At 73.3% G+C, this 21,398-nt stretch carries 25 protein-coding genes; 12 read left to right on the top strand and 13 right to left on the bottom strand.

From position 1 onward, the window contains the following. Positions 1 to 47 precede the first annotated feature (47 nt). A complete protein-coding gene (locus ACFYYW_RS30005; RefSeq protein ID WP_387653379.1) occupies positions 48 to 1,175 on the top strand; it encodes a HupE/UreJ family protein in 1,128 nt (375 codons plus the stop codon). Here ACFYYW_RS30005 and ACFYYW_RS30000 read toward each other — a convergent pair. Continuing rightward, on the bottom strand, positions 1,132 to 2,106 hold the full coding sequence (locus ACFYYW_RS30000; RefSeq protein ID WP_352326074.1) for a hypothetical protein: 975 nt from the start codon (positions 2,104 to 2,106) through the stop codon (positions 1,132 to 1,134). The two genes, ACFYYW_RS30005 and ACFYYW_RS30000, sit on opposite strands and share 44 nt — an antisense overlap. Positions 2,107 to 2,196: 90 nt before the next feature. Here ACFYYW_RS30000 and ACFYYW_RS29995 point away from each other — a divergent pair, with 90 nt between their 5' ends. Together ACFYYW_RS29995 and ACFYYW_RS29990 are read left to right on the top strand one after the other, a co-directional pair. Next, positions 2,197 to 2,649: a MarR family transcriptional regulator gene (locus tag ACFYYW_RS29995; RefSeq protein WP_352326073.1), complete on the top strand. Its 453-nt coding sequence runs from the start codon at positions 2,197 to 2,199 to the stop codon at positions 2,647 to 2,649. Next, positions 2,646 to 3,395: an SDR family oxidoreductase gene (locus ACFYYW_RS29990; protein WP_387653376.1), complete on the top strand. Its 750-nt coding sequence runs from the start codon at positions 2,646 to 2,648 to the stop codon at positions 3,393 to 3,395. The genes ACFYYW_RS29995 and ACFYYW_RS29990 overlap by 4 nt, the downstream gene beginning before the upstream one ends. Positions 3,396 to 3,407: 12 nt before the next feature. On the opposite strand, the gene ACFYYW_RS29985 is transcribed toward ACFYYW_RS29990, so the two are convergent. Continuing rightward, entirely contained in the window at positions 3,408 to 3,872 is a 465-nt protein-coding gene (locus ACFYYW_RS29985; RefSeq protein WP_387653373.1) for an AAA family ATPase, read from the bottom strand. Positions 3,873 to 3,955: 83 nt separating this feature from the next. Here ACFYYW_RS29985 and ACFYYW_RS29980 point away from each other — a divergent pair, with 83 nt between their 5' ends. After that, complete coding sequence (locus tag ACFYYW_RS29980; RefSeq protein WP_387653371.1) at positions 3,956 to 4,294, top strand: hypothetical protein; 339 nt, start codon at positions 3,956 to 3,958, stop codon at positions 4,292 to 4,294. Continuing rightward, on the top strand, positions 4,287 to 4,814 hold the full coding sequence (locus tag ACFYYW_RS29975) for a TetR/AcrR family transcriptional regulator (protein ID WP_387653368.1): 528 nt from the start codon (positions 4,287 to 4,289) through the stop codon (positions 4,812 to 4,814). Before ACFYYW_RS29980 ends, ACFYYW_RS29975 begins: the two co-directional genes overlap by 8 nt. A gap of 15 nt (positions 4,815 to 4,829) precedes the next feature. On the opposite strand, the gene ACFYYW_RS29970 is transcribed toward ACFYYW_RS29975, so the two are convergent. Next, complete coding sequence (locus ACFYYW_RS29970; RefSeq protein ID WP_352326068.1) at positions 4,830 to 5,375, bottom strand: helix-turn-helix domain-containing protein; 546 nt, start codon at positions 5,373 to 5,375, stop codon at positions 4,830 to 4,832. Between the two features lie 92 nt (positions 5,376 to 5,467). Here ACFYYW_RS29970 and ACFYYW_RS29965 point away from each other — a divergent pair, with 92 nt between their 5' ends. After that, the gene (locus ACFYYW_RS29965; protein ID WP_387653365.1) at positions 5,468 to 6,391 is read left to right on the top strand and encodes a TIGR03620 family F420-dependent LLM class oxidoreductase; all 924 of its coding nucleotides are present in this window, start codon (positions 5,468 to 5,470) and stop codon (positions 6,389 to 6,391) included. 55 nt (positions 6,392 to 6,446) lie between these two features. Here ACFYYW_RS29965 and ACFYYW_RS29960 read toward each other — a convergent pair whose 3' ends face one another. Then, positions 6,447 to 7,019 carry a DUF1707 domain-containing protein gene (locus ACFYYW_RS29960; protein WP_387653362.1) on the bottom strand — a complete coding sequence of 191 codons (573 nt, stop codon included), beginning with the start codon at positions 7,017 to 7,019 and terminating at the stop codon, positions 6,447 to 6,449. Positions 7,020 to 7,070: 51 nt separating this feature from the next. After that, complete coding sequence (locus ACFYYW_RS29955; protein ID WP_387653359.1) at positions 7,071 to 7,952, bottom strand: DNA-3-methyladenine glycosylase family protein; 882 nt, start codon at positions 7,950 to 7,952, stop codon at positions 7,071 to 7,073. An 87-nt stretch (positions 7,953 to 8,039) separates the two neighbouring features. Here ACFYYW_RS29955 and ACFYYW_RS29950 point away from each other — a divergent pair, with 87 nt between their 5' ends. After that, positions 8,040 to 8,216: a DUF6203 family protein gene (locus tag ACFYYW_RS29950; RefSeq protein ID WP_352326064.1), complete on the top strand. Its 177-nt coding sequence runs from the start codon at positions 8,040 to 8,042 to the stop codon at positions 8,214 to 8,216. Here ACFYYW_RS29950 and ACFYYW_RS29945 read toward each other — a convergent pair. From ACFYYW_RS29945 to ACFYYW_RS29935, 3 genes are read right to left on the bottom strand one after another with little or no spacing between them, the layout of a single operon-like run. Beyond that, positions 8,213 to 8,911 carry a phosphatase PAP2 family protein gene (locus ACFYYW_RS29945; protein ID WP_387653355.1) on the bottom strand — a complete coding sequence of 233 codons (699 nt, stop codon included), beginning with the start codon at positions 8,909 to 8,911 and terminating at the stop codon, positions 8,213 to 8,215. The two genes, ACFYYW_RS29950 and ACFYYW_RS29945, sit on opposite strands and share 4 nt — an antisense overlap. Next, positions 8,898 to 9,623 (bottom strand): phosphatase PAP2 family protein, encoded by a 726-nt coding sequence (locus ACFYYW_RS29940; RefSeq protein WP_387653352.1) that lies wholly within the window; start codon positions 9,621 to 9,623, stop codon positions 8,898 to 8,900. The genes ACFYYW_RS29945 and ACFYYW_RS29940 overlap by 14 nt, the downstream gene beginning before the upstream one ends. Further along, complete coding sequence (locus tag ACFYYW_RS29935) at positions 9,623 to 11,182, bottom strand: phospholipase D family protein (protein ID WP_364414361.1); 1,560 nt, start codon at positions 11,180 to 11,182, stop codon at positions 9,623 to 9,625. The genes ACFYYW_RS29940 and ACFYYW_RS29935 overlap by 1 nt, the downstream gene beginning before the upstream one ends. A 64-nt stretch (positions 11,183 to 11,246) precedes the next feature. Here ACFYYW_RS29935 and ACFYYW_RS29930 point away from each other — a divergent pair, with 64 nt between their 5' ends. Continuing rightward, positions 11,247 to 12,125 (top strand): diacylglycerol/lipid kinase family protein, encoded by an 879-nt coding sequence (locus ACFYYW_RS29930; protein WP_387653349.1) that lies wholly within the window; start codon positions 11,247 to 11,249, stop codon positions 12,123 to 12,125. Here the strand turns inward: ACFYYW_RS29930 and ACFYYW_RS29925 are convergent. Further along, positions 12,122 to 13,450 carry an MFS transporter gene (locus ACFYYW_RS29925; RefSeq protein WP_352323513.1) on the bottom strand — a complete coding sequence of 443 codons (1,329 nt, stop codon included), beginning with the start codon at positions 13,448 to 13,450 and terminating at the stop codon, positions 12,122 to 12,124. The genes ACFYYW_RS29930 and ACFYYW_RS29925 overlap by 4 nt on opposite strands. A gap of 135 nt (positions 13,451 to 13,585) precedes the next feature. Here ACFYYW_RS29925 and ACFYYW_RS29920 point away from each other — a divergent pair, with 135 nt between their 5' ends. After that, complete coding sequence (locus ACFYYW_RS29920; RefSeq protein WP_387653346.1) at positions 13,586 to 15,085, top strand: cobyric acid synthase; 1,500 nt, start codon at positions 13,586 to 13,588, stop codon at positions 15,083 to 15,085. On the opposite strand, the gene ACFYYW_RS29915 is transcribed toward ACFYYW_RS29920, so the two are convergent. Continuing rightward, positions 15,055 to 16,104 (bottom strand): 1-acyl-sn-glycerol-3-phosphate acyltransferase, encoded by a 1,050-nt coding sequence (locus ACFYYW_RS29915; RefSeq protein WP_387653343.1) that lies wholly within the window; start codon positions 16,102 to 16,104, stop codon positions 15,055 to 15,057. The two genes, ACFYYW_RS29920 and ACFYYW_RS29915, sit on opposite strands and share 31 nt — an antisense overlap. 40 nt (positions 16,105 to 16,144) lie before the next feature. Continuing rightward, positions 16,145 to 16,957, bottom strand: coding sequence for a patatin-like phospholipase family protein (locus ACFYYW_RS29910; protein WP_352323510.1), 813 nt, complete (start codon positions 16,955 to 16,957; stop codon positions 16,145 to 16,147). A gap of 170 nt (positions 16,958 to 17,127) precedes the next feature. Between ACFYYW_RS29910 and ACFYYW_RS29905 the strand changes: the two genes are divergently transcribed. Genes ACFYYW_RS29905 through ACFYYW_RS29895 form a run of 3 tightly spaced genes read left to right on the top strand, consistent with a single transcriptional unit; the run spans position 17,128 to position 19,821 of the window. After that, positions 17,128 to 18,039, top strand: a complete 912-nt coding sequence (locus ACFYYW_RS29905; RefSeq protein ID WP_387653340.1) for an ATP-binding cassette domain-containing protein — start codon at positions 17,128 to 17,130, stop codon at positions 18,037 to 18,039. Further along, positions 18,017 to 18,808 carry an ABC transporter permease subunit gene (locus ACFYYW_RS29900; protein WP_387653337.1) on the top strand — a complete coding sequence of 264 codons (792 nt, stop codon included), beginning with the start codon at positions 18,017 to 18,019 and terminating at the stop codon, positions 18,806 to 18,808. The genes ACFYYW_RS29905 and ACFYYW_RS29900 overlap by 23 nt, the downstream gene beginning before the upstream one ends. Next, positions 18,808 to 19,821 (top strand): helix-turn-helix domain-containing protein, encoded by a 1,014-nt coding sequence (locus ACFYYW_RS29895; RefSeq protein ID WP_352323507.1) that lies wholly within the window; start codon positions 18,808 to 18,810, stop codon positions 19,819 to 19,821. Before ACFYYW_RS29900 ends, ACFYYW_RS29895 begins: the two co-directional genes overlap by 1 nt. On the opposite strand, the gene ACFYYW_RS29890 is transcribed toward ACFYYW_RS29895, so the two are convergent. Both ACFYYW_RS29890 and ACFYYW_RS29885 read right to left on the bottom strand, forming a co-directional pair. Next, positions 19,812 to 20,432, bottom strand: a complete 621-nt coding sequence (locus ACFYYW_RS29890) for a LysE family translocator (protein WP_387653333.1) — start codon at positions 20,430 to 20,432, stop codon at positions 19,812 to 19,814. The genes ACFYYW_RS29895 and ACFYYW_RS29890 overlap by 10 nt on opposite strands. Positions 20,433 to 20,449: 17 nt before the next feature. Then, positions 20,450 to 21,397: a quinone oxidoreductase family protein gene (locus ACFYYW_RS29885; protein ID WP_387653331.1), complete on the bottom strand. Its 948-nt coding sequence runs from the start codon at positions 21,395 to 21,397 to the stop codon at positions 20,450 to 20,452. Between the last annotated feature and the right edge of the window lies 1 nt (position 21,398).

Genomic DNA, 21,398 nt, shown 5'->3' with positions numbered 1-21,398 from the left:
CCGCGCCCGGGGCGGCGCCCTTCCCCCTGATCCTGGAGACCCGAGACATGCCTCGCTGGCGCTGGCCGTACGCCGTCGTCCTGGCCGTCATCCTCTGCGCGGCGCTGGCCGACCTGCTGCATCCCGCCCCGGCGGCGGCGCACGACGCGACCACGAAGGCCCACGCCGAGGTGACCGGCACGGCCACCGACGTCAGGGTCGTGCTCGACCTGGAGTACGACCTGCTGATGAAGTCCGCCTGGCTCTACGCCGAGGCGTACGAGGCCGGGGAGCGGGCCGAGCAGCTGCGGCAGCTCGCGGTCAACCGCGACGCCGTGTTCGGCTACGTCACCCGCCGCTTCGCCGTCGCCCGCGCCGGCCGGCCGTGCGTCCCCCGGCAGGTGGGCGGGGCGGACGTGCACCCGCGCGGCAAGGCCGCCTTCGCCACGCTGACCCTCGCCTACGCCTGCCCGGCGGTGGACGGCGGTGAGCACACGATCTCCAGCGCCCTGTTCCCCGACGCCGAGACCTTCGTCCACAGCACCCAGACGCTCCTGCGCTACGACCTCGCCGGCGAGCGGGGGTCGGCCGTCCTGACCGCCGCGAACCCGACCCTGCGCCTGGCCGAACGCGCGGCGGCCGGCCAGGTCGGGGAGTTCTTCCTGCTCGGCGCCGAGCACCTCGTGCTCGGGCTGGACCATGTCTTCTTCCTGCTCACCCTGATCATCGGCGCCCGCGGCGCGCGTGACGTCGTGGTCACCGCCTCGGCCTTCACGGTCGCCCACAGCATCACGTTCCTGCTGGCCGCCATGGGCGTGGTGGCCGTGCCGGCGGCGGTGGTCGAGCCGGTGATCGCCGCCTCGATCGTCGTCGTCGCGCTGGCGAACCTGCTGGGCCGCGACCGGCCGGGCGCCTGGCGGCTGCCCGTCGTCTTCGCCTTCGGACTGATGCACGGGCTGGGGTTCGCGGGCGCGCTCGACATCCGCGAGAGCGGGTCGTGGGAGCTGCTGCTGTCGCTGCTGAGCTTCAACGTCGGGATCGAGGTGACCCAGCTCGCGATCATCGCGGTGCTCTTCCCGCTGCTCGTGCTGCTGCGGCGGACGGCCGCGGCCCGCTGGACGGTGGCCGCGGTGTCGCTGTCCATCGTGGCGGTCAGCCTGTACTGGTTCCTCGACCGGATCCCGCTCCCGCTCTGAGCGCCCACAGGCGGCCGGCTCCCCAGGCGAGCAGGGCCAGCACGCCGGCCAGCAGGTATTCGATGGCCGGGATCCTGATCGCCTCGTTCGTGCCGGCCAGGTCGCCGCGCAGGGCGTACACGGCGAGCAGGGCCGCCGCGTAGCAGCCGGTCAGCGCCCAGCGGACGGCGCGGGACAGGCCCAGGCCGTGCATCTGGGTGATCACGAAGACGCCGAGGAAGCCGAACAGGAACATCGGCCACAATCCGTCCGGGCCCGAGGTCATGACGGCCACCAGGGTGCCGTGGACCACGACGGCCAGCTCCAGCGTCACCGTCCAGTAGCGGTTGGTGTGCGCCCTGGTGAGGAAGAGGCTGCCCTGGAGCAGCAGCAGGAACATGTAGAAGAAGCCGATCAGGTGGCCGGGCGTGGACTCGGCCGGGTGGTACCAGAAGGTGTAGACCGCCGCCCAGCTGAACAGGTAGCCGTGGTAGCGGCGGGCGAAGTCGACGATCTCCCGCCTGATGGGCGCGGGCCTGCCGAGGAACAGGCCGCGCCGCCGGTTCTCCATGATCAGGACGACGACCAGCAGGAGGACGACCGAGCCCTGGGAGCTGTAGATCGACACGTCCTGGGCCAGGCCGTCGTAGAACAGCTGGGTCTGCACGGTGTGCAGGGCGACGAACCCGGCGTTCACCGCCAGCGCGACGACGTTGACCGGGTGGAGACCGGCGGAGTAGCGGCGGACCCGCGTCTGGGCGTGGTGGATGAGCCACCAGAACACGAGCTGGTGGGCGGCGTAACCGGCCCAGGCCGACAGCCTGGTCCACACGGTGGGCTCGGGCAGTTTCCAGTAGTACCAGGACGCGCCCTGGTCGGGCAGCAGCACGACGTCGTCCAGCCAGCGGCCCAGGAACCAGATCAGGCCGGTCAGGACGGCGCTCGCGACCACCCCCGCGAGGAGTACCGTCTCGGGGCGGATCGCGGCTAACGTTTTCTTTCTACGATGGAATACTTCCACGATAGAAATATAAGGGGTGACATGACGGCCTACGACCTGATGGTCCTCATCCGCCGGCTCAATGTGGAGAGTGACCGGTTCGTGGAGGGCTTCGCGGTCGGGCACCGGCTGCACAGGACCGACATGAACGCCCTGGTGGTCATCCTCGACGCCCATCTCGCCGGCCGGCCGCTCTCGCCCGGCGGGCTGGGGGCCGCGCTGAACCTCTCGGCCCCCGCCACGACCGCCCTCCTCGGCCGGCTGGAGCAGGCCGGCCACGTCGTGCGGCGGCGCGACGAGGGCGACCGCCGCAGGGTCGAGGTCGTTCTGAACGAGCAGGCCGTCGAGCTGGCGGGCGCGTTCTTCGCGCCGCTCGTCCGGCGCCTCACCGCGGCGATCGACGCGTTCACCCCGGCGGAGCGGGAGGTCGTCGGCAGGTTCCTCGCGGACGCGATCGAGGCGACCGTGGCGGCCAGGAAGGAGCACGAGGCGTGAGCGCGTCCCGGTCGATCGTGATCACCGGCGGCACCCGCGGGCTCGGTCTCGGACTCGCCCGCTCGCTGGCCGCACTCGGCCACCGGGTCGCCGTGTGCGGCACCGACCCGGACCGCGTGGCCGCGGCGGGGGCCGAGCTCGGCGGGCCGGCCGTCGTGGCCGACGTCGCCGACCGCGCCCGCCTCCAGGAGCTCTGGGACGAGGCCGTACGGCGGCACGGCCGGGTGGACATCTGGGTCAACAACGCCGGCATCTCCCATGACCGCCTCCCGCTGTGGCGGCTGCCCGCCGCCGAGGCCCGCGCGGTGACCGAGGTCAACCTGCTGGGCACGGTCAACGGCTGCGCGGTGGCGGTGGCGGGCATGGCGGCGCAGGACGGCGGCGGCCACGTCTGGAACATGGAGGGGCTGGGCGGCGACGGCCGCACGGTGCCCGGACTCGCCGTCTACGGCGCCACCAAGCGGGCCGTGACGTACCTGACCAGGGCGCTGGCCAAGGAGGCCCCCGACGGGGTGACGGCGGGCCTGCTCAGCCCCGGCATGGTGCTCACCGACCTGCTGACGCACGGCTACTCGCAGGCCGAGCGGCAACGCTCGGCCCGCATCTTCGCGATCCTCGCCGACCCGGTGGAGACGGTGGCGCCGTGGCTGGCCGAACGGGTGGTCGGCCGGGCGCGGAACGGCGCCCACGTGCGCTGGCTGACCCCCGCCAAGATCGCCTACCGCTTCGCCACCCGCCGTCCCTGAGCCGGCGTCGGTTCAGCCGTCCTGTCTGCGGACGAGGAAGCCGCCGCGGCCGTCGAACTCCACCGCGTACACCGCGTCGAAGCCGTCGGTGGCGCGCGGCCGGCGCAGCCGTCTGAGCGTGGCGAAGACGCCCACCTCGGGGACCCGGGCCCGGCCCGTGCGTTCGGCGTTGCGCTGGAGCGAGGCCTTGACGTTGGGCGGGAACCAGTAGGCCACCACCCGCGCGCCGTGCTCGCGGCCGGCCACGATGAGCGGCTGCCACTCCTCGGGCGAGGCGTTGGTGTTGTCCACGGCCACGTTCCGGTCCTCCTCCAGCGCCTCGCGGATCAGCCGGAGCTGGCGGTGCTGACGGCGGCGCGCGTTGGGGAAGTCGTCCTTGCTCACGTGCGCGTGCGTGGTGGCCAGGCAGCGCCGGTAGAAGGTGGACTTGCCGGAGGCCTGCAGGCCGATGAGGACGGCCACCTCCCGATCGATCATGGTTCCACCCTATTTGCTCCTGGACAGGCTAACGTCGTTAGCCTAGAGTCTGGCTAACAGCGTTAGCTTCTGAGGAGGGCATCATGACCGTGGTGACCGTCAGGCGAGTGGCCGGCCGTTCGGGGTGGGCGGCGCTCGCCGCCTTCTGCCTGGCGTTCCTCGTCTTCGAGGTGGCCAAGCACGGCGGCGCCACGCCGGTCAGCTCGGCGTTGTTCGTGCTGGCGCCGTACGCGACCAGGTTCGGCGGGCCGGCCGTGGTGCACGACCTCGCCCACCGTCCGTGGATCCCGCTGGCCGTCCTGGTCGGCTACTCGGTCTCGCCGCTGGGCTGGGTGCCGGTCTTCACGGCGGGGCTGGCCTGGCTGACGTACGTCGCCGTCGCCCGTCTCCTCGGGCACGGTCCGCGGAGCGCGCGTGGCTGAGCTGTCGTCGCGCGCGGGGCAGATCGTCGCGGCGGCGCGGGAACTGGTCGAGGCGGGCGGGGCGGAGGCGCTGACCATGCGCGCGCTGGCCGCGCGGCTCGGGATCCGCGCGCCCTCGCTCTACAAGCACTTTCCCGACAAGTCCGCCGTGGAGGCCGAACTCATCGCCATCGCCCTCGGCGAACTGGCCGACGCCCTCGAACGCGCCGAGCACGACAGCGGCGGGGGCGGGCTGGCGGTGCTCGGGCGGGCCTATCGGGCGTACGCGCTGGGCCATCCGCATCTGTACCGGCTGATGAGCGCGGGGCCGCTGCCGCGGGACCTGCTGCCCGCCGGGGTGGAGGAGCGGGCGGCGCTGCCGCTGGTGCGGATCGTGCGGGGCGAGGCCGCCGCCCGCGCCGTCTGGGGGCTGGCCCACGGGCTGGTCATGCTCGAACTCGACGGCCGTTTCCCGCCCGGCGCCGACATCGAGGCCGCCTGGACCGCCGGGATGTCCGCGTTCACGACGGCGGCCCGCTGAGGGGCCGTACGGGGTTCAGGGGCGGGGGTGCAGGCCGTCCAGGGTGAGGGTGAGGAGGCGGTCGGCGCGGGCCGGGTCGGGGGTGGCCTGGGCGATGCCCGCCGCCAACTCGACCAGGTCGGCGACCTCGACGTCCGCCCGCACGGCCCCCGCCTCCTGGGCGGGCAGCAGCAGCCGGGTGGCGGCGGCGCGCAACATCGCCCAGCAGTCGACCCCCGCCCCGTCCTGCGTGAGCATCATCCGGGCCCCGAGCCCCCGGTCGGTCATGGCGTGCGCGACCAGCGAGCGCAGCCAGGCCACCAGCGCCTCGCCGGGCGGCAGCGTCCGGCCCGCCTCCTCCGCCCGCGCGCACAACCGGGTCAGCCGCCCCTCGAACACGGCCGCGAGCAGCGCCTCGCGGGTGGGGAAGTGCCGGTAGAGCGTGCCCGCCCCGACGCCGGCCCGTCTGGCGATCTCGTTGAGCGAGGCGTCGGGCCCCTCCTCGGCGACCACGGCGATGGCCGCCGTCACCAGTTGCTCGTAGTTGCGGCGCGCGTCGGCGCGCATGGCCCGTGCCGGCACTGGACACTCCCGCGGGTTGAATCGGAGAACGTCTCCGATTATAGTCCCCGACGTAACCGGAGAAGTTCTCCGTATAGACGGGACGGTGACCCATGACCGACGACGTCCACCACGACGACGGACCCCGCCTGGGCAAGGTGGGCCTGTGGACGTTCGCCCTCGAGGCCCACCCTGCCGGGGTGGCGCAAGAGGCCGCGGCCGAGATCGAGGAGCTGGGGTACGGCGCCCTGTGGTTCGGCGAGGGGTTCGGCCGCGACTCGGTGAGCCAGTCGTGGCTGCTGCTCTCGGCGACCAGCCGGATCACGGTGGCCGCCGGCATCGCCAACATCGCTCTGCGCGACCCGATCGCGATGGCCGCCGCCGAACGGGCGCTCAACGAGGCCCACCCCGGCCGGTATCTCCTGGGCCTCGGCGGCCACCGCATCAGCGACGAGCCGATCCAGATGGACGGCTACCAGATCCCCAGCCTGGGCCGGGCGGTGACCACGATGGGCGGCTACCTCGACGCCATGGACGCCGTCCCGCTGGAATCGGCGGCCCCGGCGCACGCGCCGCGCCGCGTGCTGGCCGCGCTCGGCCCGAAGATGCTGGGCCTGGCGGCGCGGCGGACGCTCGGCGCCCACACGTACTTCGTGCCCGTCGAGCACACCGCGCGGGCCAGGGAGGCGATGGGCCCCGGCGCGTTGCTGGCCGTCGAGCAGGCCGTCGTGCTGCACCGCGACCCGGCCAGGGCCCGCGAGCTGGCCGCGGAGCACGTCTCCTTCTACCGGACAGCGGCGCCCCACCAGGCCGCCAGCCTGCGCAGGCTCGGCTTCGGCGAGGACGAGATCGAGCACGGCAGCGACCGGCTGGTGGACGCGATCGTGGCCCACGGCGACGCCGCGGCGATCGAGAAGCGCGTACGGGCCCACCTCGACGCGGGCGCCGACCACGTGTGCCTCCAGGTCCTCACCGACGACCCCGGCGACCTGCCCCTCCCGGAGTGGCGCGAGCTCGCCGCCCTGACCTCCCTGTGACGACCACGCCCAGCCCCGGACGGCGGCCCGCCGTCGGCACGGCGGGAGAGGGTGTTCAGCCGGTCATGGAGGGCCGGTAGCGGATCCAGATGTCGCCTCGGCTGTGGCCGGAGAGGCGGAGGACCACCGCGTCGGCGGCGGGCGGTTCGACCGGTTTGTTGTGGACCCGCCCGAGCCCGGGGGAGACCACCTCGTCGGCGCGCACCCGCCAGCCGTGCGGCACCTTCAGATGCAGGTCGCCGAACCACGAGGTGATCGCCACCTGCACCAGCACCTCGGGATGGGGACACTCGGCGGCCAGGAAGTCGAGCTTCGCGGTGCCCCACACGCCGAGCCGGACGTCGATGCGCGGCGGCACCACCCACCGCCCGGTCCTGCTCACCCGCCAGTGTTCGGTGTGCATCGCCAGCACGTCGGAGGCGGAGGCGGAGGCGGGGACGGGGGAGAGGGCGGGCAGGTCGGCGACGAGGGCGCCGAGCTCGCCGACCGTCCTGGCGGCGTACGCGCGGTCGATGCGCTCGTGCAACTCGTCGAGGCTGATGCGGCCTTCGGCGACCGCCTGCCGCAGCCTGTCGGCCACCTGGTCGCGGTCGTGGTCGCCGGCCCGGATGTCGGCGTCGTCCGTCATGGCGACCACTCTAAGGATCATCGGGCGCGCGGGCCATGCGCGCGGGCTCGGTCAGTCCGCGGGGGCCCGGTAGCCGGTGGCGCGGAACAGGAACGAGGCCCAGGACCGGTAGGGCCGCCACGACTCGGCGAGCCTGCGGTAGGCGCCCGCGGGCGCGTCCTCGGGCAGCCCGTACGCCTCGCGCAGGATGCCGAACAGCCGGGGTTCGTCGCCGGGGAACGCGTCGGGCGCGCCGGCTCCGCGGATCAGGATCAGCCCGGCCGAGAACGGCCCCACGCCGGGCAGCGCGCGCAGTTCGGCCAGGGCGTCCTCGGGGGCGAGCGAGCGCAGGTGCTCGGTGGTGAGCACGCCGTCGAGCGCCGCCTGCGCCAGGCCGCGCAGCCACTCCTCCTTCTGCGCGGGCAGGCCGAGACCGCCCGCGTCCACCAGGCTCACGGGCGGCGGGAACGCCTGGTACGCCTGCCCGTCCACGGTGACGGCGGCGCCGTACCGGTCGGCGATGCGCTGCTTGACGCGCGAGGCAATGAGCATCGACGAGCGCTGCACGATCACCGCCCAGCAGGCCGCCTCCCACGGGCTCCAGAAGCACACCGGCCGCAGCCCCGGGCGGTCCCGCTGCACGTCGCCGAGCACCGGGTCGGCTTCGCCGAGTCGGGCGAAGCCGGTGCCGTCCACGTCGAGGGACAGGATGCGCGCGATCTCGCCCCGGATCGCCGGGCCGGGGGCGCGGGTGGCGGCGACGGCGACGCCGCCGGGCGCGGCGGTCACGCTCACCCCGATCGGCAGCCAGTCGGACTCGGCGCAGTAGGCGAAGCGCAGCGTCCGGCCGTCGGAGGGCAGCGCGCTGGTGGCCGGCCAGTCCTCGACGAAGCGCAGCGCGGCGCCGAAGTCGAACGGGCCCTTCGCGGTGAGCGTGAATCCGTGCGTGGTCATGGGCCGTATGGTAGGCGCCGCGGCGGCATGGTCCCTGGTGGGGCCGGGCTTTCGCATCACAGGGCCCGGTGGGGGCAGCGGGCGGGCATGAGGAAGTTCATGAAGATCTTCGTGGCGCGCTGGCTGGCCCGTACCCCGTGGGGGCTGGCGATCATGGCCGCCGCCTACCTGCTCGGACGGCGGAGGAGGCGGGCCGGGCGGCCCGCCGGACGGCCGACCGGCCGGCGGCGGGCGCGCCGCGAGCCCGCACACCACCGTCGCTAGTCCCGGACGGCGGCGGGACGCCGGCGGTCGCCCTCCGCGGCCGCCGGCCGTCGGTCCCAGGTGCGGTAGAGGATGGACCGCGCGGCCACCACCACGCAGAACACCCCGAGCAGCAGCCCCCACGTCACGTCCGAGAAGAAGTGCATGCCGCGGTAGAGCCGGGAGAAGGCGACGATCAGCGGGGCGGCGATCCCGATCGTCCAGATCACCACCTGCAGGGCCCGGTTGCGCACGTGCGTCGTCAGCACCAGCGCCAACCCGCAGTAGAACGCGACGGCGGCGCTGACGTGCCCCGAGGGGAAGCTGGACGTGGGCGGCGCCGGGTCAAGGTGGGGCACCGGCGGCCGGCTGCGGCCGACGGGCTCGGTGGTGGCCAGGAAGACCAGCGACTGGCCCCAGACCGCCGCGATCATGAAGATCGACTCCCGCCAGCGCTTGTAGACCAGCCGGAACAGGACCACCGCCACGGCCGTGAACGCCACGACGTAGGGCGTGTCCGACAGGCTGGTGCCGTAGTCGGTGAGCGTGTTCCACAGCGACGTGCGGATCGAGGCGAAGTCCTTGCTCACGGCCACGTCGCCGGGCTGCGGGACGCCGACGATGAGCAGCCCCATGCCGTACGTGACGGCGCCCATCAGCACCAGAGGTAACACCAGCGACAGCGCGTAGTACCGGACATGCTCAGCTTTGCTCATCGGGCACCTTCACCGGTTCGGGTTCCATACCTTCGGTCAGCGGCGCGGTGGGCCGGCGGCCCGTGTCGCGCCGCCACGTCTCGAACGCCGCCGCGGTCGCGGCGATCACCGCCACGCCCAGCACGATCCCCGCCACGACGTCGCTCACCCAGTGCACGCCGAGGGCGATCCTGGTGAAGCCCACCGAGACCACCACGAAACAGGCCAGCACCCAGGCGAGCCGGCGCCCCCACCGGGGCAGCATCGGCAGCAGGAGCAGGGTGACGACCCCGGCCCCGAGCGTCACGTTGACCGCGTGGCCGGAGGGGAAGGAGTCGCCGGGCGCCAGCGCGACGGGGTCGGGCAGGTGCGGCCGCACCCGCGCGACGAGGATCTTGAGGCCGAGCCCGATCAGGCCGCCCGCGGTCACGGTTGTGATCGCCCACAGGGCGAGCCTGCGCCTGCCGTGCACCAGCAGCCAGACCGTGAACGCCGCCACCGCGACGCGCCACGGCCACGGCCCGAACAGGTCGGTCCAGACGATCAGCACCCGGGTCACGCCGGGATGGGCGAGCGCGTACTCGTGCAGTTCGCGGGCCACCCCCGCGTCGAGCCGGTTGAGCGGCATCTTGGCCACGACGAGCAGCAGGGAGAAGGGGATCATGATGAGCGCGACGGCGAGCGCCGCGACCGTCATCCGTGGTCCCAGCCTGTCGAGCAGGAATGTCTTCATCAGAACCTCCGCGATCTGCGCAGCTCCGGCGGCCGGCCGTCGGGGTCGACGGCGAACCGGTAGAGCGGCATGGCCATCGCCCTGCGCACCCGGGACAGCGTGGGGGCCGGGTGGGGGCGTAACCGGCCGGACGGGCGCGGGCCCCGGCAGCCGGCCGAGTGCCAGGCCTCCAGCCGGGCCGCCGACTCGGCGAACGCGTCGAACGCGGCGACCGGGTCGCACAGCTCGTCCCGGCCGGACTCCGACTCCTCGTCCAGGTGCTCGGCCATGAGCGCCAGCCGCAGGTCGCGGGCGAACCGCAGGGCGCCGTGCGGCGGCCTCGGGTCCTCCCGCTCGTCCAGGACGGCGCAGCTCAGCTCCGAGTCGTAGGTCCACGAGCGCAGGTTGACGTTGTCCGACCCGACCGACGCCCACACGTCGTCCACCACGCACACCTTGGCGTGCACGTAGACGGGGGTGCCCTGGTGGTTCTCCAGGTCGTAGATCGCGACCCGGTCGCCGCCGGCCCGCATCAGCCGGTCCAGCGCCTCGACCCGGCCGATCAGGCTCGCCGGGCCGGCCAGCCAGCCGTCCTGGTCGGGGTGGCGCGGCACCACGATGATCATGCGCAGCTCCGGCTCGCGCTCCAGCGCCTGGGCGAACGGCTCGATCACGTCCGTGGACCACAGGTACTGGTCCTCCAGGTACACCAGCGACCTGGCCCTGCCGAGCACCTTGTGGTAGGCGTGCGCGATGCTGCGCTCGCCGTCCGGCGCGAACGGGTACGCGCTGTGCCGGGCCGGGTAGGTGCGCAGGAGCTGCACGTGGTGCGTGCCCGCGCGCGGGGGCGGCGGGCCCGGCTCGGGCAGCGGGGGAGCGTCGTCCAGCTTGCTGAAGTGGTCGCGCAGGCGGCGCAGCGGGTCCCTGGTCTCGGGGGCCGGGTCCTCCCAGCGTTCGCAGAAGGTCTTCTCCACCTCGGCGACCGCCGGTCCGTGGATGGCGAGCTGGATGTCGTGCCAGGGCGGGCGGGGGCCGTACACGTCGGGCATCGGGCAGGGCTGCGGGTCGCCCAGGTGCTCGGCGTCGTCGCGGCGGCTGTGGCACAGGTCGATGCCGCCGACGAAGGCCACGTCCGCCGAGGGGTCGCGGTCGTGGCGGAGGATGACGAACTTCTGGTGGTGGGAGCCGCCCGGCTTGGTCCGGGTGTCCAGCAGCGCCTGCCCGTGCGCGTTCTCGATCTTCTCGCCCAGGTGCCGGTTCTCGGCCGCGCTGAACCGCAGGCGGTCCAGGTGGGAGCGCCAGATGAGGCCCCTGACGATGGCGCCGCGCTCGGCCGCGGCCCCGAGGGCGGCGCTCACCGTGGGGCCGTCGTCGGTCAGCCGCTCGTCGGGGTCGCCGCGCCAGTCGGCGAACAGCAGCAGGTCGTCCTTGCCCAGCGCTTCCAGACAGGTCTTCAGCTCCGCGAAGTACGTGGCGCCGTGGATCAGCGGCCGTACGTCGTTGCCGCTGGACCACGCGTCGAGGCCGGTCGCCCGGTTGTCGCGTTCCTCCTCGGTGAGGAACCAGTCCTGGATGCGCATTCGGCCACCGCTACCCGCATGAAAGCCATTAATAACCCGGTCAAGGCCGGGTAGTGAGGGAGGAGTGTCCCCCACTATCGCGGTTGTCGCACATCAGAAGAAGATCCTCGGCGCCGGCCTGGACCGGCTGCGCGTGCTGCTCACCGAGCGGGACGTCGGCGAGCTGATCTGGCACGAGGTGCCCAAGAGCAAGAAGGCGCCCAAGAAGGTGCGCAAGGCGCTCAAGGCGGGCGCGGACCTGGTGTTCGTCTGGGGCGGTGACGGCATGGTGCAACGCTGCGCCGACGCCATGGCCGGCTCCGGCGTGCCGATGGCGATCCTGCCCGCCGGGACGGCGAACCTGTTCGCCGGCAACCTGGGCATCCCCACCGATCTGGAGGAGTCCGTACGGATCGGCTTCGAGGGCCGCCGTGCCGAGCTGGACCTCGGAGTGCTCAACGGCGAGCACTTCGCGGTCATGGCCGGCGCCGGCTTCGAGGCCGAGATGATCGCCGAGGCCGACGGCAAGGCCAAGCGGAAGTTCGGCAAGCTGAGCTACGTCAAGGCCGCCGTCCGGCACGTCGGCGGGCCGCTGGTGCCGATGACGGTCAAGGTCGACGGGTCCACCTGGTTCGAGGGGGAGGCGAGCTGCCTGCTGCTCGGCAACGTGGGCACGATCGCCGGCGGGGTCGAGGCGTTCGACGACGCCCGGCCCGACGACGGCTGGCTGGAGGTCGGGCTGTCCACGGCCAAGGGGCCGATCCAGTGGGCCCGGGTGATGGGCAAGATGGCCGCCGGACGGTCGGAGGACTCGCCGTTCGTGCGCATCACCCGGGCGCGCAAGGTGTCGGCCCGGTTCGGCTCGCCGATGACGTACGAGCTGGACGGCGGCGACCGCGAGGCCACCACCAAGATCAAGGCGAAGGTGGCCCCGGGGGCGCTGACCGTCTGCCTGCCGTCCTAGCCGGCGCGGGCGGCGTCCATGACCCGTCCGGCGTCGCGCTCGAAGGAGGCGCGGGCGCCGAGCGTCAGGAGGCCGCCCACGATCATGGGGACGACCAGCAGGTACATGCCGCCGATCAGCGAGCCGAACCGGTCGGAGGCGATGCCGACGACGAGCGAGCCGAACGCCCCGGCCGCCGTGATGAGCAGTTGCAGGACGGCGAAGCCGAGACCGCGCGCGGCGGCCGGGACGACGTCGGCCAGGCAGGCCGTCATGTTCGGGATCGCGATGGACATGAGCGAGCAGGCCAGCAGGACCAGCGCGGTCATCGGGCCGATCGAGTCCATGGCCAGCGCGCCGGCCAGCACGGCCGCGCCCGCCGTGATGCCGCCGCCGCCGGCCAGCAGCCTGCCGCCCTTGCGGGTGCCGTGCCACCTGCGGCCGAGCCAGGAGCCGACCAGGGTGCCGGCCAGCGTCCCGGCGATGGTGATCAGGCCGCTCAGCGAGCCGGCGGCGCCGACGCCGACGCCGTACTCGCGGACCATGAGCGTGGGCAGCCAGTAGAAGATCCCGGCCAGGCCGAGGGTGAGCAGGCCCAGCCCGACGCAGACGAACAGCAGCGTCGGGATGCGGATGACCTGCCCGAACTGCTGCCAGAAGGGCGCCTTGGGCGCCGCGGCGCCCGCGGACGATCCGGCGCTCTCGACGGGGGCTCCGGCGACCATCCGGTCCAGGTCGCCGCGGCCCGGCTCGCGCAGGAACCAGACGAGCACCGCCGTGAGCACGCCGGGCACCACCATCACCAGGAACGCGGTGCGCCAGGAGAACACCTCGGCCAGCACGCCGCCCAGCAGCGTGCCGATGCCGCCGAGGTAGGTCGTGACGCGGGTCAGCCCGTACGCCTTGGCCCGGCTGACCGGCGGGTAGTAGTCGGCGAGCAGGCTGCCGGCCGCCGGGTTGTCGATGTTCTCGGCCGCCGCGAGCAGCACCCGCATCAGGTAGAACATCACGAAGCCGGTGGCCAGGCCCGAGCCGAGCGTGGCGACGGCCCACAGCAGCACGACCACCGCGATGATCCGCGTGCGGCTGAACCGGTCGGCCAGGAAGCCCGCCGGCAGGGAGACGATCGCGGCGGCCAGCGCCGCGGCGGTCGGGATCGAGCCCGCGGCGGTGTCGCTGAAGCCCCACTCCTTCTGGACGAGCGGCAGCACCCCCGACAGCAGGTTGTACTCCATGCGGTCCACGAGCCCGACGATGAAGAGCACGACCAGCGGCGCCCAGCCGAACGGCGCCCTGGTCCCCGCGTCGATGACGCCGGCACGCGGCGAACCCAACGTCCTGACCATGCCCACCCTTCCCGTAGGAAAATCTAGAATGCTGTTCTAGGCGAACGTTCTAGCCAGAGTGGCAGAAGTCACACGATTCGTAAATGGGCGGTTTCTGGGAAATTTCGCAGTTTGGGGCTCATGTACGGTGATCGCATGAATGCTGGGCAGGTCACGGGCGCGATGCTGGTCGCCGGCACCACCTCCGACGCGGGCAAGAGCGTGGTCACCGCCGGGATCTGCCGCTGGCTGGCCCGCCAGGGCGTGCGCGTGGCGCCCTTCAAGGCCCAGAACATGTCGCTCAACTCCTACGTCACCGCCGGCGGCGCCGAGATCGGCCGCGCCCAGGCCATGCAGGCCCAGGCCGCCGGGCTGGAACCGGTCGCCGACATGAACCCCGTCCTGCTCAAGCCGGGCAGCGACCGCCGCAGCCAGGTCGTGCTCCTCGGCGAGCCCGTCGCGGACGTGGACGCCATGGAGTACGGCGCGCTGAAGGACCTCCTGCGGACCACCGCCCTGGCGTCCCTGGAACGGCTGCGGGCCCAGTACGACGTGGTGATCTGCGAGGGCGCCGGCAGCCCCGCGGAGATCAACCTGCGCCGCGGCGACATCGCGAACATGGGCCTGGCCAGGGCCGCCGGGCTGCCCGTCGTCGTGGTCGGCGACATCGACAGGGGCGGCGTGTTCGCCGCCTTCCACGGCACGGTCGCGCTGCTGGACGCGGCCGACCAGGCCCTCGTCTCGGGGTTCGTGGTCAACAAGTTCCGGGGCGCCCGCGAGCTGCTCGAACCCGGCCTCGACATGATCAGGAAGCTCACCGGCCGGTCGGTGTACGGCGTGCTGCCCTGGCTCGACGGCCTCTGGCTGGACGTCGAGGACTCCCTCGCGCTGGACAACCGCCGGGTCGCGACCGGCCGGCCGCTGGGCAGGCAGACGTTGCGCGTGGCGGTCGTCCGGCTGCCCCGGATCTCCAACTTCACCGACCTGGACGCCCTCGCCGCCGAGCCCGGCGTGCTGGTGCGCTTCGTGACCGACCCGGTCGAGCTGGACGACGCCGACCTGGTGGTGCTGCCGGGCTCGCGGGCCACGGTCGAGGACCTGGCCTGGCTGCGGCGCACCGGCCTGGCCGACGCCCTGGTCGCGCGGCGCGGGCCCGTCCTCGGGATCTGCGGCGGGTTCCAGATGCTCGGCCGGGAGATCGTGGACGAGGTCGAGTCGCGGGCGGGCCGGGTGGACGGGCTCGGGCTGCTGCCGGTGCGCGTCGAGTTCGCGCCGGACAAGCGGCTCGCCCGGCCGGTCGGACGGGCCTACGGGCAGCCGGTCAGCGCGTACGAGATCCACCACGGCCGGGCGACCGTCGAGGGCGGCGAGCCCTTCCTGGACGGCTGCCGCGCCGGCGACGTGTGGGGCACCACCTGGCACGGCGCCCTGGAGAACGACGCCTTCCGCCGGGCCTTCCTGGCCGACGTGGCCGAACGCGCCGGGCGTGCCTTCGTCCCCGCCCCGGACACCGACTTCGGCCGCCTGCGCGAGGCCCGCCTCGACGCCCTCGGCGACCTGGTCGAGCAGCACCTGGACACCGACGCCCTGCTCGGCCTGCTGCGCGACGGCCCCGCCCCCGTGCCCTACCTGCCGCCGGGCGCCCCCTCGGCCTGATCCCGCCGGGAACGCTCGGCCTCGGCGGTGATCCAGGCGTCGATCTCCTCCCATTGGGAGTACAGCCAGCGGACCTGGCTCTCCCGGTCGTCCCTGGGCACCTCGGCCGCCGGCACCCGCCACCACCTGGCCGTGATCCGCGCCGCGTACGGCAGCCTGCGCCACACGTCGCCGATCGTGACCAGGTCGTCCAGGCCGGTGTGCGCGACGAAGACCACGTCGGCCTCCGGGCAGGCGGTGATCGCGGCGATGGCCCCGCCCGGCTTGGGCGGCAGCAGGTGGGTCATGCCGCGTGCCCGCTCCGCCTCCTCGGCCAGGCCCTTGTCCTCCAGCCGGCGGATCGCCAGCCGCCGCCGGCGCGGGGTGAAGTTGCCGCCCTCGGGGAAGATCACCAGCGCGTCGCGGTCGTCCATGGTCGCCGACAGCCGCCGGATCTCCTCGATCACCCGCCCGCGGCCGGACCGCCGCGGCACGAAGGCGTTCGGCAGGCGGTTGACCACGACGTCGAGCGACGGGTCGTACTGCAGGGCGGCCTTCATGACGATCCGCGGGTGCCGCCGGTACACCGCCAGCAGGTGATGGATCAGCAGGAAGGAGTCGCCCGGCCCGGCGTGCCGGGACAACACCACGATCGGGCGGCTCAGCCGGGCGGCGCGCTCCTGCGGGGTCGGCGCGGGCTCCTCGACGTCCACGGTCAGCCGGAAGATCCGCACCGCCGCCGCGTACACCTTGGCCAGGAACCAGCGGATCAGCGCGTAGTGCCGCTCCTGGCGCCGGGCCCGCCCGAACGCCCCCGACAACCACAGCCCGAGGCAGGCGATGAGCACCGCCGACTCCAGCGTGAGCCAGGCCGCGCCGAACCAGACGAACCGCAGCCCCCTGCGCTGCGGCGGCGGCAGCCGCAAGGACGCCGCGAACGTGACCAGCAGCCACAGCGGCAACGTCACCAGCACCACCACCGTGACCACGACGACGAGCGGAGCCAGGACGATCCGGCGCACGATACGCGGTGGGAACAACGGCGCCTCCCCGAGGTCTGCCTTCCCTGAGGTCCTCCCTTCATCCTCCTCTTGTCCGCAGGTAGCGGGAAGAAGCCTGGTAGGCCCGCTCGATGTAGGCGGAGATCTGGGACAGGTCGCGGTAGCGCAGGGTGGACAGCGGCGCGGCGACCCCGGCCGGCAGCACGTGCACCTCCACCCCCGGCGGCAACGTGGCCATCTCCTCGGCGAACCGGTGGCGGCGCGCGATCTCGAACGCCACCATCCCCACCTCCCAGAACCGCCGGGGCGCGGTCAGCGGCCGCTCGATCCGGCCGACGTGCAGCACGTAGACCCGCCTGGCCCCCAGCTGCACGGCCCGGCCGACCGGGATGCTGTGCACCAGCCCGCCGTCGAAGAAGTGCTCCCCGCCGATCTTCACGGGCGGCAGCAGCCCCGGCACCGCGCACGACGCCAGCACCGCCTCCACCAGCGGCCCGCTGGCGAACCAGTGGGCCGCGGCGCGCTCGACCGAGGCCGCCACGCACTGGAACGGCACCGCCAGCTCCTCGATCAGCTCCGTGCGCACCGCCGCGGCCAGCACCTCCCGCAGGGGACCGTTGGGATGCAGGTGGGTGCCGGTCCTGGCCAGCGTGGACAGCCGCGTCACCCACGACCCGGCGAACGCCGTGCGCACGACGTCGGACCGCCACAACGAGGTCAGCCGGTCGACCGCCCGCGCCGGGTCGGCGGCGATGAGCGCGCCGTTGAGCGCGCCCACCGACGTGCCGACGACCACGTCGGGCCGGATGCCGAAGTCGTCGAGCGCCTGGAGCATGCCCACCTCGTGAGCACCCAGCACGCCACCGCCACCGAGCACGAACGCCGTCTCCACGTTCCTCACCCTGCCCAATTCACGGTGCCCATGTCACGGTGCCCATGTCACGGGCCCCTTGCCCGCGGCCCGCGGCCCGTTCTCGTTGCCGTGTCCCGGAAGGGAACCGGCCGGGACGCTGCCGACTTCGGCCAGTGACCCCGCCGCCGCCCCGGCGGGACGATTCCGGCATGACAGCAGTGGTACAGGCCGAAGGGCTGACCAAGTACTACGGCGGGCGGCGCGGGCTCGAAGACCTCACGCTGGAGATCCGGCCCGGCGAGATCTTCGGCTACCTCGGGCCCAACGGCGCCGGCAAGACCACCACGATCAGGCTGCTCCTCGACGTGATCAGGCCCACCCGCGGCACGGTCCGCGTGTTCGGCCACGACCCGCGCGCCGCCGCCACCCGAGCCCGCATCGGCTACCTGCCCGGCGAGCTGGCGCTCGAAGGCCGCGACCGGGCCCGCGACTACCTGGCCTTCCTCGGCCGCGTGCGCGGCGGGGTGCCGGGCAGCCGCATCGAGGAGCTGGCCGAACGGTTCGACGCCGACCTGTCGGTGCCGATGCGCAAGCTCTCCAAGGGCAACAAGCAGAAGGTCGGGCTGATCCAGGCGTTCATGCACGAGCCGGAGTTCCTCATCCTCGACGAGCCGACCAGCGGGCTCGACCCGCTCGTCCAGCAGGAGTTCCTGGCCATGGTCCGGGAGGTGCGGGCGGCCGGCCGGACCGTGCTCATGTCCTCGCACGTGCTGGCCGAGGTGGAGAGCGTCTCCGACCGGGTCGGCATCGTCCGCGCGGGCCGCCTGGTGACCGTGGAGAACGTGGCCGCGCTGCGCGAGAAGGCCGTACGCCGGATGGAGCTGCACTTCGACGCCCCGGTGCCGGCGTCGGCGTTCGAGGGCCTGCCGGGGGTGCGCGACCTGCGCGTGGAGGGCGCCAGCGTCCGGTGCACGATCGACGGCCGCCCGGACGCCCTGGTCAAGGCCGCCGCCCGGTTCACCGTCGTGCACCTGGTCAGCGCCGAGCCCGACCTGGAAGAGATCTTCCTGACCTACTACAGCGAGGAGGACCGGCACCATGATCACCAAGAGTCTGCGTGACCACCGCCGGGCCCTGATCTGGTGGACCGTCGGCATCAGCGCGTTCATGGCCCTCTACATCAGCATCTTCCGGAGCGTCAGCCAGGACCCGAGGACGTTCAACCAGCAGGCCCTGGCCAAGTACCCCGGCCCGCTCAGGGACCTCATGGGCGGCATGCCCGACCTGGCGCTCGGCGTCAACTTCCTGCAGACGGTCGTCTACCAGCTCTTCGTCCCGATGTTGTTCGTCGTGCTCGCCACCATGATGGCCAACCGGGCGATCGCCCAGCCGGAGGAGGCCGGGACGCTGGAGCTCGTCGTCACGCTGCCGGTGGACCGCAAGCGGCTGGTGCTCCAGCGGTTCTGCGCGCTGGCGCTGGCGCTGCTGGCGGTGTTCGCCGTGACGCTGGCCGTGGCGTGGGCGGCCGGTGACGCGGCCGAGCTCGGGGTGCCGTTCGACCGCGTCCTGGCCGCGCACGTCGGGGTGCTGCTGCTCGCGCTGTTCTTCGGGACCGTGGCCCTGACCGTGGGCGCGGTGACCGGCCGCAGGATGATCGCCTCGGCCGTCGTCGGCGTGTGGGTGGCGGCCGGGTACATCGTCGTCACGCTCGGCCGCGGCGTGGCGGCCATCGCCTGGCTGAAGTGGCTCTCGCCGTTCCACTACTACGCCGAGGGCCGGCCGCTCTATGAGGGCCTGCCGGTCGGGGACTACCTTGTGCTGGCGGGAGCGACGGCAGTGCTCGCGCTCACCGCGATCCTGTCCTTCGACAGGCGTGACGTAGGAGTGTGATGGTGCTCTCCAGGATGCCCGCCGACCTGCTCGGCGGGCATCGCCAGGTGCTGGCCGGGGCGGCCGCCGGGCGTCCGCCCTCGCGGGCGGCGCTCGACGCCTGCCGCGCCGACGGCACGCGCGCCGCCGAGCAGGGCGTCCCGCTGCGCACGCTGGTCGACGGCGCGCTCGCCGCCGCCGAGGGGCTGCCGGACGTGCTGCCCGCGCTGCGCAGGGCCGTCTCGGCGCTCATGGAGGGGTACGAGCTGGCCCAGCTCGCCGCCCTCAGAGGCGAGGAGACGGCCCGCAGGGAGTTCGTGGACGACCTGCTCCAGGGACGGGCCGAGCGGCTGGCCGAACGGGCCGAGCACTTCGGCCTCCGGCTGGCCGAGTCGTACGTGGTGGCCGCCGCCCGCGGGCTGCGCGACGGGGACCAGGACCGCATCGAGCGCGACCTGATCGCCCGGTTCGGCTCGCACAACGTGCTGGTGGCCGTGCGCGAGGGGCTGCTGGTGTGCGTCGTGCCCGCCACGCTGCCCGCCGCCGTGGGGGAGTTCACCCATCACGTACGCGCCCGCTTCCCGGCCGGGTGGCGGGTCGGCGTGGGACGGCCGCACCGCGGGCCGGGCGGCGTCGTGACCTCCTTCAGGGAGGCGGCCGGCGCACTGGAGCTGGCCGACGCGCTGCGGCTCACGCTCGACGTGGTCAAGGCCGCCGACCTGCTGGTCTTCCCCGTGCTGCTGCGCGACCGCGGCGCGATCGAGGACCTGGTGACCAGCGTGCTGAGCCCGCTGCTGCACGCCAGGGGCGGACACGAGCCGCTGGTCGAGACGCTGGAGGCGGTCTTCGCCGCGCACGGCAACCAGGCGGCGGCCGCCCGCAGGCTGCGGATCAGCCCGCGGGCGGTGACGTACCGGCTGGAACGCATCCGCCGGCTGACCGGCTTCTCACCCGACGACCCCACCCAGCGCTTCACCCTGGAGACCGCGGTCCTGGGCGCGCGGCTGCTGGACTGGCCGTGGGATCAGTCGTGAAGGGCGAGCCGGAGCCCGAACCCGACGATGACCACGCCGGTCACCCGGTCGAGGATCCGCCGTACCCGGGCCGACCGCAGGACGTCGCTCATCAGCGAGGCGAACCCGATCAGCACCGCGCTCCACGCCAGCCCCTCGGCCACGTGCACCCCGGCCAGCAGCAGCCCCATCGCCGCGTGCGGCGCGCCGGCCGGGATGAAGTGCGGCAACATCGCCACGTAGAACGCCCCGACCTTGGGATTGAGCAGGTTCGTGAGCAGGCCGCGCCGGAACCCCTTCCCGAAGCCGAACGCCCGCTGCCCGTCCTCCTCCTCGCCCGCCCGCGCCTTGGCGAGGAGCATGCGCACCCCCATCCACACCAGGTACGCCGCGCCCGCCCAGCGCAGGACGTCGTAGGCGAACCGCGAGGCCGCCAGCAGCGCCGACAGCCCCGCCGCGGTGAGCACGCCCCAGACCAGCGTGCCGAGCTGGATGCCCAGCACCACCCCCCAGGCCGCCCGCCTGCCGGTGAGCAGCGACGTGCGCAGGGTGAGAGCCGTGTCGAGCCCCGGCGTGATCGTCAGGAGCGCGACGACGGCAGCGAACGACCAGACCGCCGCAGTGATGTCCACAAGGGGCGAGCGTAGCGCTAGGGAATCAACAGCAACTTTCCGGTCGTACGCCGGGCGGCCAGGTCCTCGTGGGCCCGTCGCGCCTCGGCCAGCGGGTAACGCTCGGACACGCTGATCCTGAGCTGCCCCGAGGAGATCCAGCCGAACAGGTCGGCGGCCCGCCAGAGCAGTTCCTCACGCTCGGCGACGTAATGGACGAGCGTGGGCCTGGTCAGGAAGAGCGAGCCGGCGCGGTTGAGCACCTGCGGATCGAACGGCGGGACCGGGCCGCTGGCCGCGCCGTAGAGGGCCATGAGCCCGCGCGGGCGCAGCGCCTCCAGGCCGCCGTCGAACGTCGTTTTGCCGACGCCGTCGTAGACGACGTGGATCCGGCCGCGCAACGCGTCGGCGAACTCGTCGTAGCCCAGCACCTCGTCCGCTCCGGCTGCGCGGGCCAGCTTCTCCTTCTCCGGCGTGGAGACCGTGCTGTAGACCTTGGCGCCGCGCAGCTTGGCGACCTGGATCAGCAGCTGGCCCATGCCGCCGGCGCCGGCGTGCACCAGCACCTGGTCGCCCTCCTTGACCTGGTACGTCGAGTGGGTGAGGTAGTGGGCGGTCATGCCCTGGAGCATCGCCGCCGCCGCCAGCTCGGCGGACACACCGTCGGGCACCGGCACCAGCCGGTCGGCCGGCACCACGGCCTTCTCCGCGTAGCTTCCCAGCACGCCGGCCCACGCCACGGTGTCGCCGACGGTCAGCCCGTCCACCCCCGGGCCGACGGCCGAGACCACCCCGGCGCCCTCGGACCCGATCGGGGTCGGCACCGGGAGCGGGTAGGCGCCGGAACGGTGGTAGATGTCGAGGAAGTTGACCCCGCTGGCCGCGACGTCGACCACGACCTCCCCGTCACCCGGCGCCGGATCGGGACGCTCGACGTATTCGAGAACCTCTGGACCGCCCTGGGCGGAGACGATGATGGCATGCATA

It is taken from the genome of Nonomuraea sp. NPDC001831, assembly GCF_042892035.1.
Classification (GTDB): domain Bacteria; phylum Actinomycetota; class Actinomycetes; order Streptosporangiales; family Streptosporangiaceae; genus Nonomuraea.
Note: the sequence above shows the minus strand (reverse complement) of the source record. Positions and strands in the feature narration are given on the sequence as shown.

Excerpts from the sequence above, each read along its gene's own strand:
- ACFYYW_RS30005 (WP_387653379.1), top strand. The coding sequence starts at position 48 with ATGCCTCGCTGGCGCTGGCCGTACGCCGTCGTCCTGGCCGTCATCCTC.
- ACFYYW_RS29995 (WP_352326073.1), top strand. The coding sequence starts at position 2,197 with ATGACGGCCTACGACCTGATGGTCCTCATCCGCCGGCTCAATGTGGAG.
- ACFYYW_RS29985 (WP_387653373.1), bottom strand. The coding sequence starts at position 3,872 with ATGATCGATCGGGAGGTGGCCGTCCTCATCGGCCTGCAGGCCTCCGGC.
- ACFYYW_RS29980 (WP_387653371.1), top strand. The coding sequence starts at position 3,956 with ATGACCGTGGTGACCGTCAGGCGAGTGGCCGGCCGTTCGGGGTGGGCG.
- ACFYYW_RS29965 (WP_387653365.1), top strand. The coding sequence starts at position 5,468 with ATGACCGACGACGTCCACCACGACGACGGACCCCGCCTGGGCAAGGTG.
- ACFYYW_RS29960 (WP_387653362.1), bottom strand. The coding sequence starts at position 7,019 with ATGACGGACGACGCCGACATCCGGGCCGGCGACCACGACCGCGACCAG.
- ACFYYW_RS29955 (WP_387653359.1), bottom strand. The coding sequence starts at position 7,952 with ATGACCACGCACGGATTCACGCTCACCGCGAAGGGCCCGTTCGACTTC.
- ACFYYW_RS29950 (WP_352326064.1), top strand. The coding sequence starts at position 8,040 with ATGAGGAAGTTCATGAAGATCTTCGTGGCGCGCTGGCTGGCCCGTACC.
- ACFYYW_RS29945 (WP_387653355.1), bottom strand. The coding sequence starts at position 8,911 with ATGAGCAAAGCTGAGCATGTCCGGTACTACGCGCTGTCGCTGGTGTTA.
- ACFYYW_RS29940 (WP_387653352.1), bottom strand. The coding sequence starts at position 9,623 with ATGAAGACATTCCTGCTCGACAGGCTGGGACCACGGATGACGGTCGCG.
- ACFYYW_RS29935 (WP_364414361.1), bottom strand. The coding sequence starts at position 11,182 with ATGCGCATCCAGGACTGGTTCCTCACCGAGGAGGAACGCGACAACCGG.
- ACFYYW_RS29925 (WP_352323513.1), bottom strand. The coding sequence starts at position 13,450 with ATGGTCAGGACGTTGGGTTCGCCGCGTGCCGGCGTCATCGACGCGGGG.
- ACFYYW_RS29920 (WP_387653346.1), top strand. The coding sequence starts at position 13,586 with ATGAATGCTGGGCAGGTCACGGGCGCGATGCTGGTCGCCGGCACCACC.
- ACFYYW_RS29905 (WP_387653340.1), top strand. The coding sequence starts at position 17,128 with ATGACAGCAGTGGTACAGGCCGAAGGGCTGACCAAGTACTACGGCGGG.
- ACFYYW_RS29900 (WP_387653337.1), top strand. The coding sequence starts at position 18,017 with ATGATCACCAAGAGTCTGCGTGACCACCGCCGGGCCCTGATCTGGTGG.
- ACFYYW_RS29895 (WP_352323507.1), top strand. The coding sequence starts at position 18,808 with ATGGTGCTCTCCAGGATGCCCGCCGACCTGCTCGGCGGGCATCGCCAG.
- ACFYYW_RS29885 (WP_387653331.1), bottom strand. The coding sequence starts at position 21,397 with ATGCATGCCATCATCGTCTCCGCCCAGGGCGGTCCAGAGGTTCTCGAA.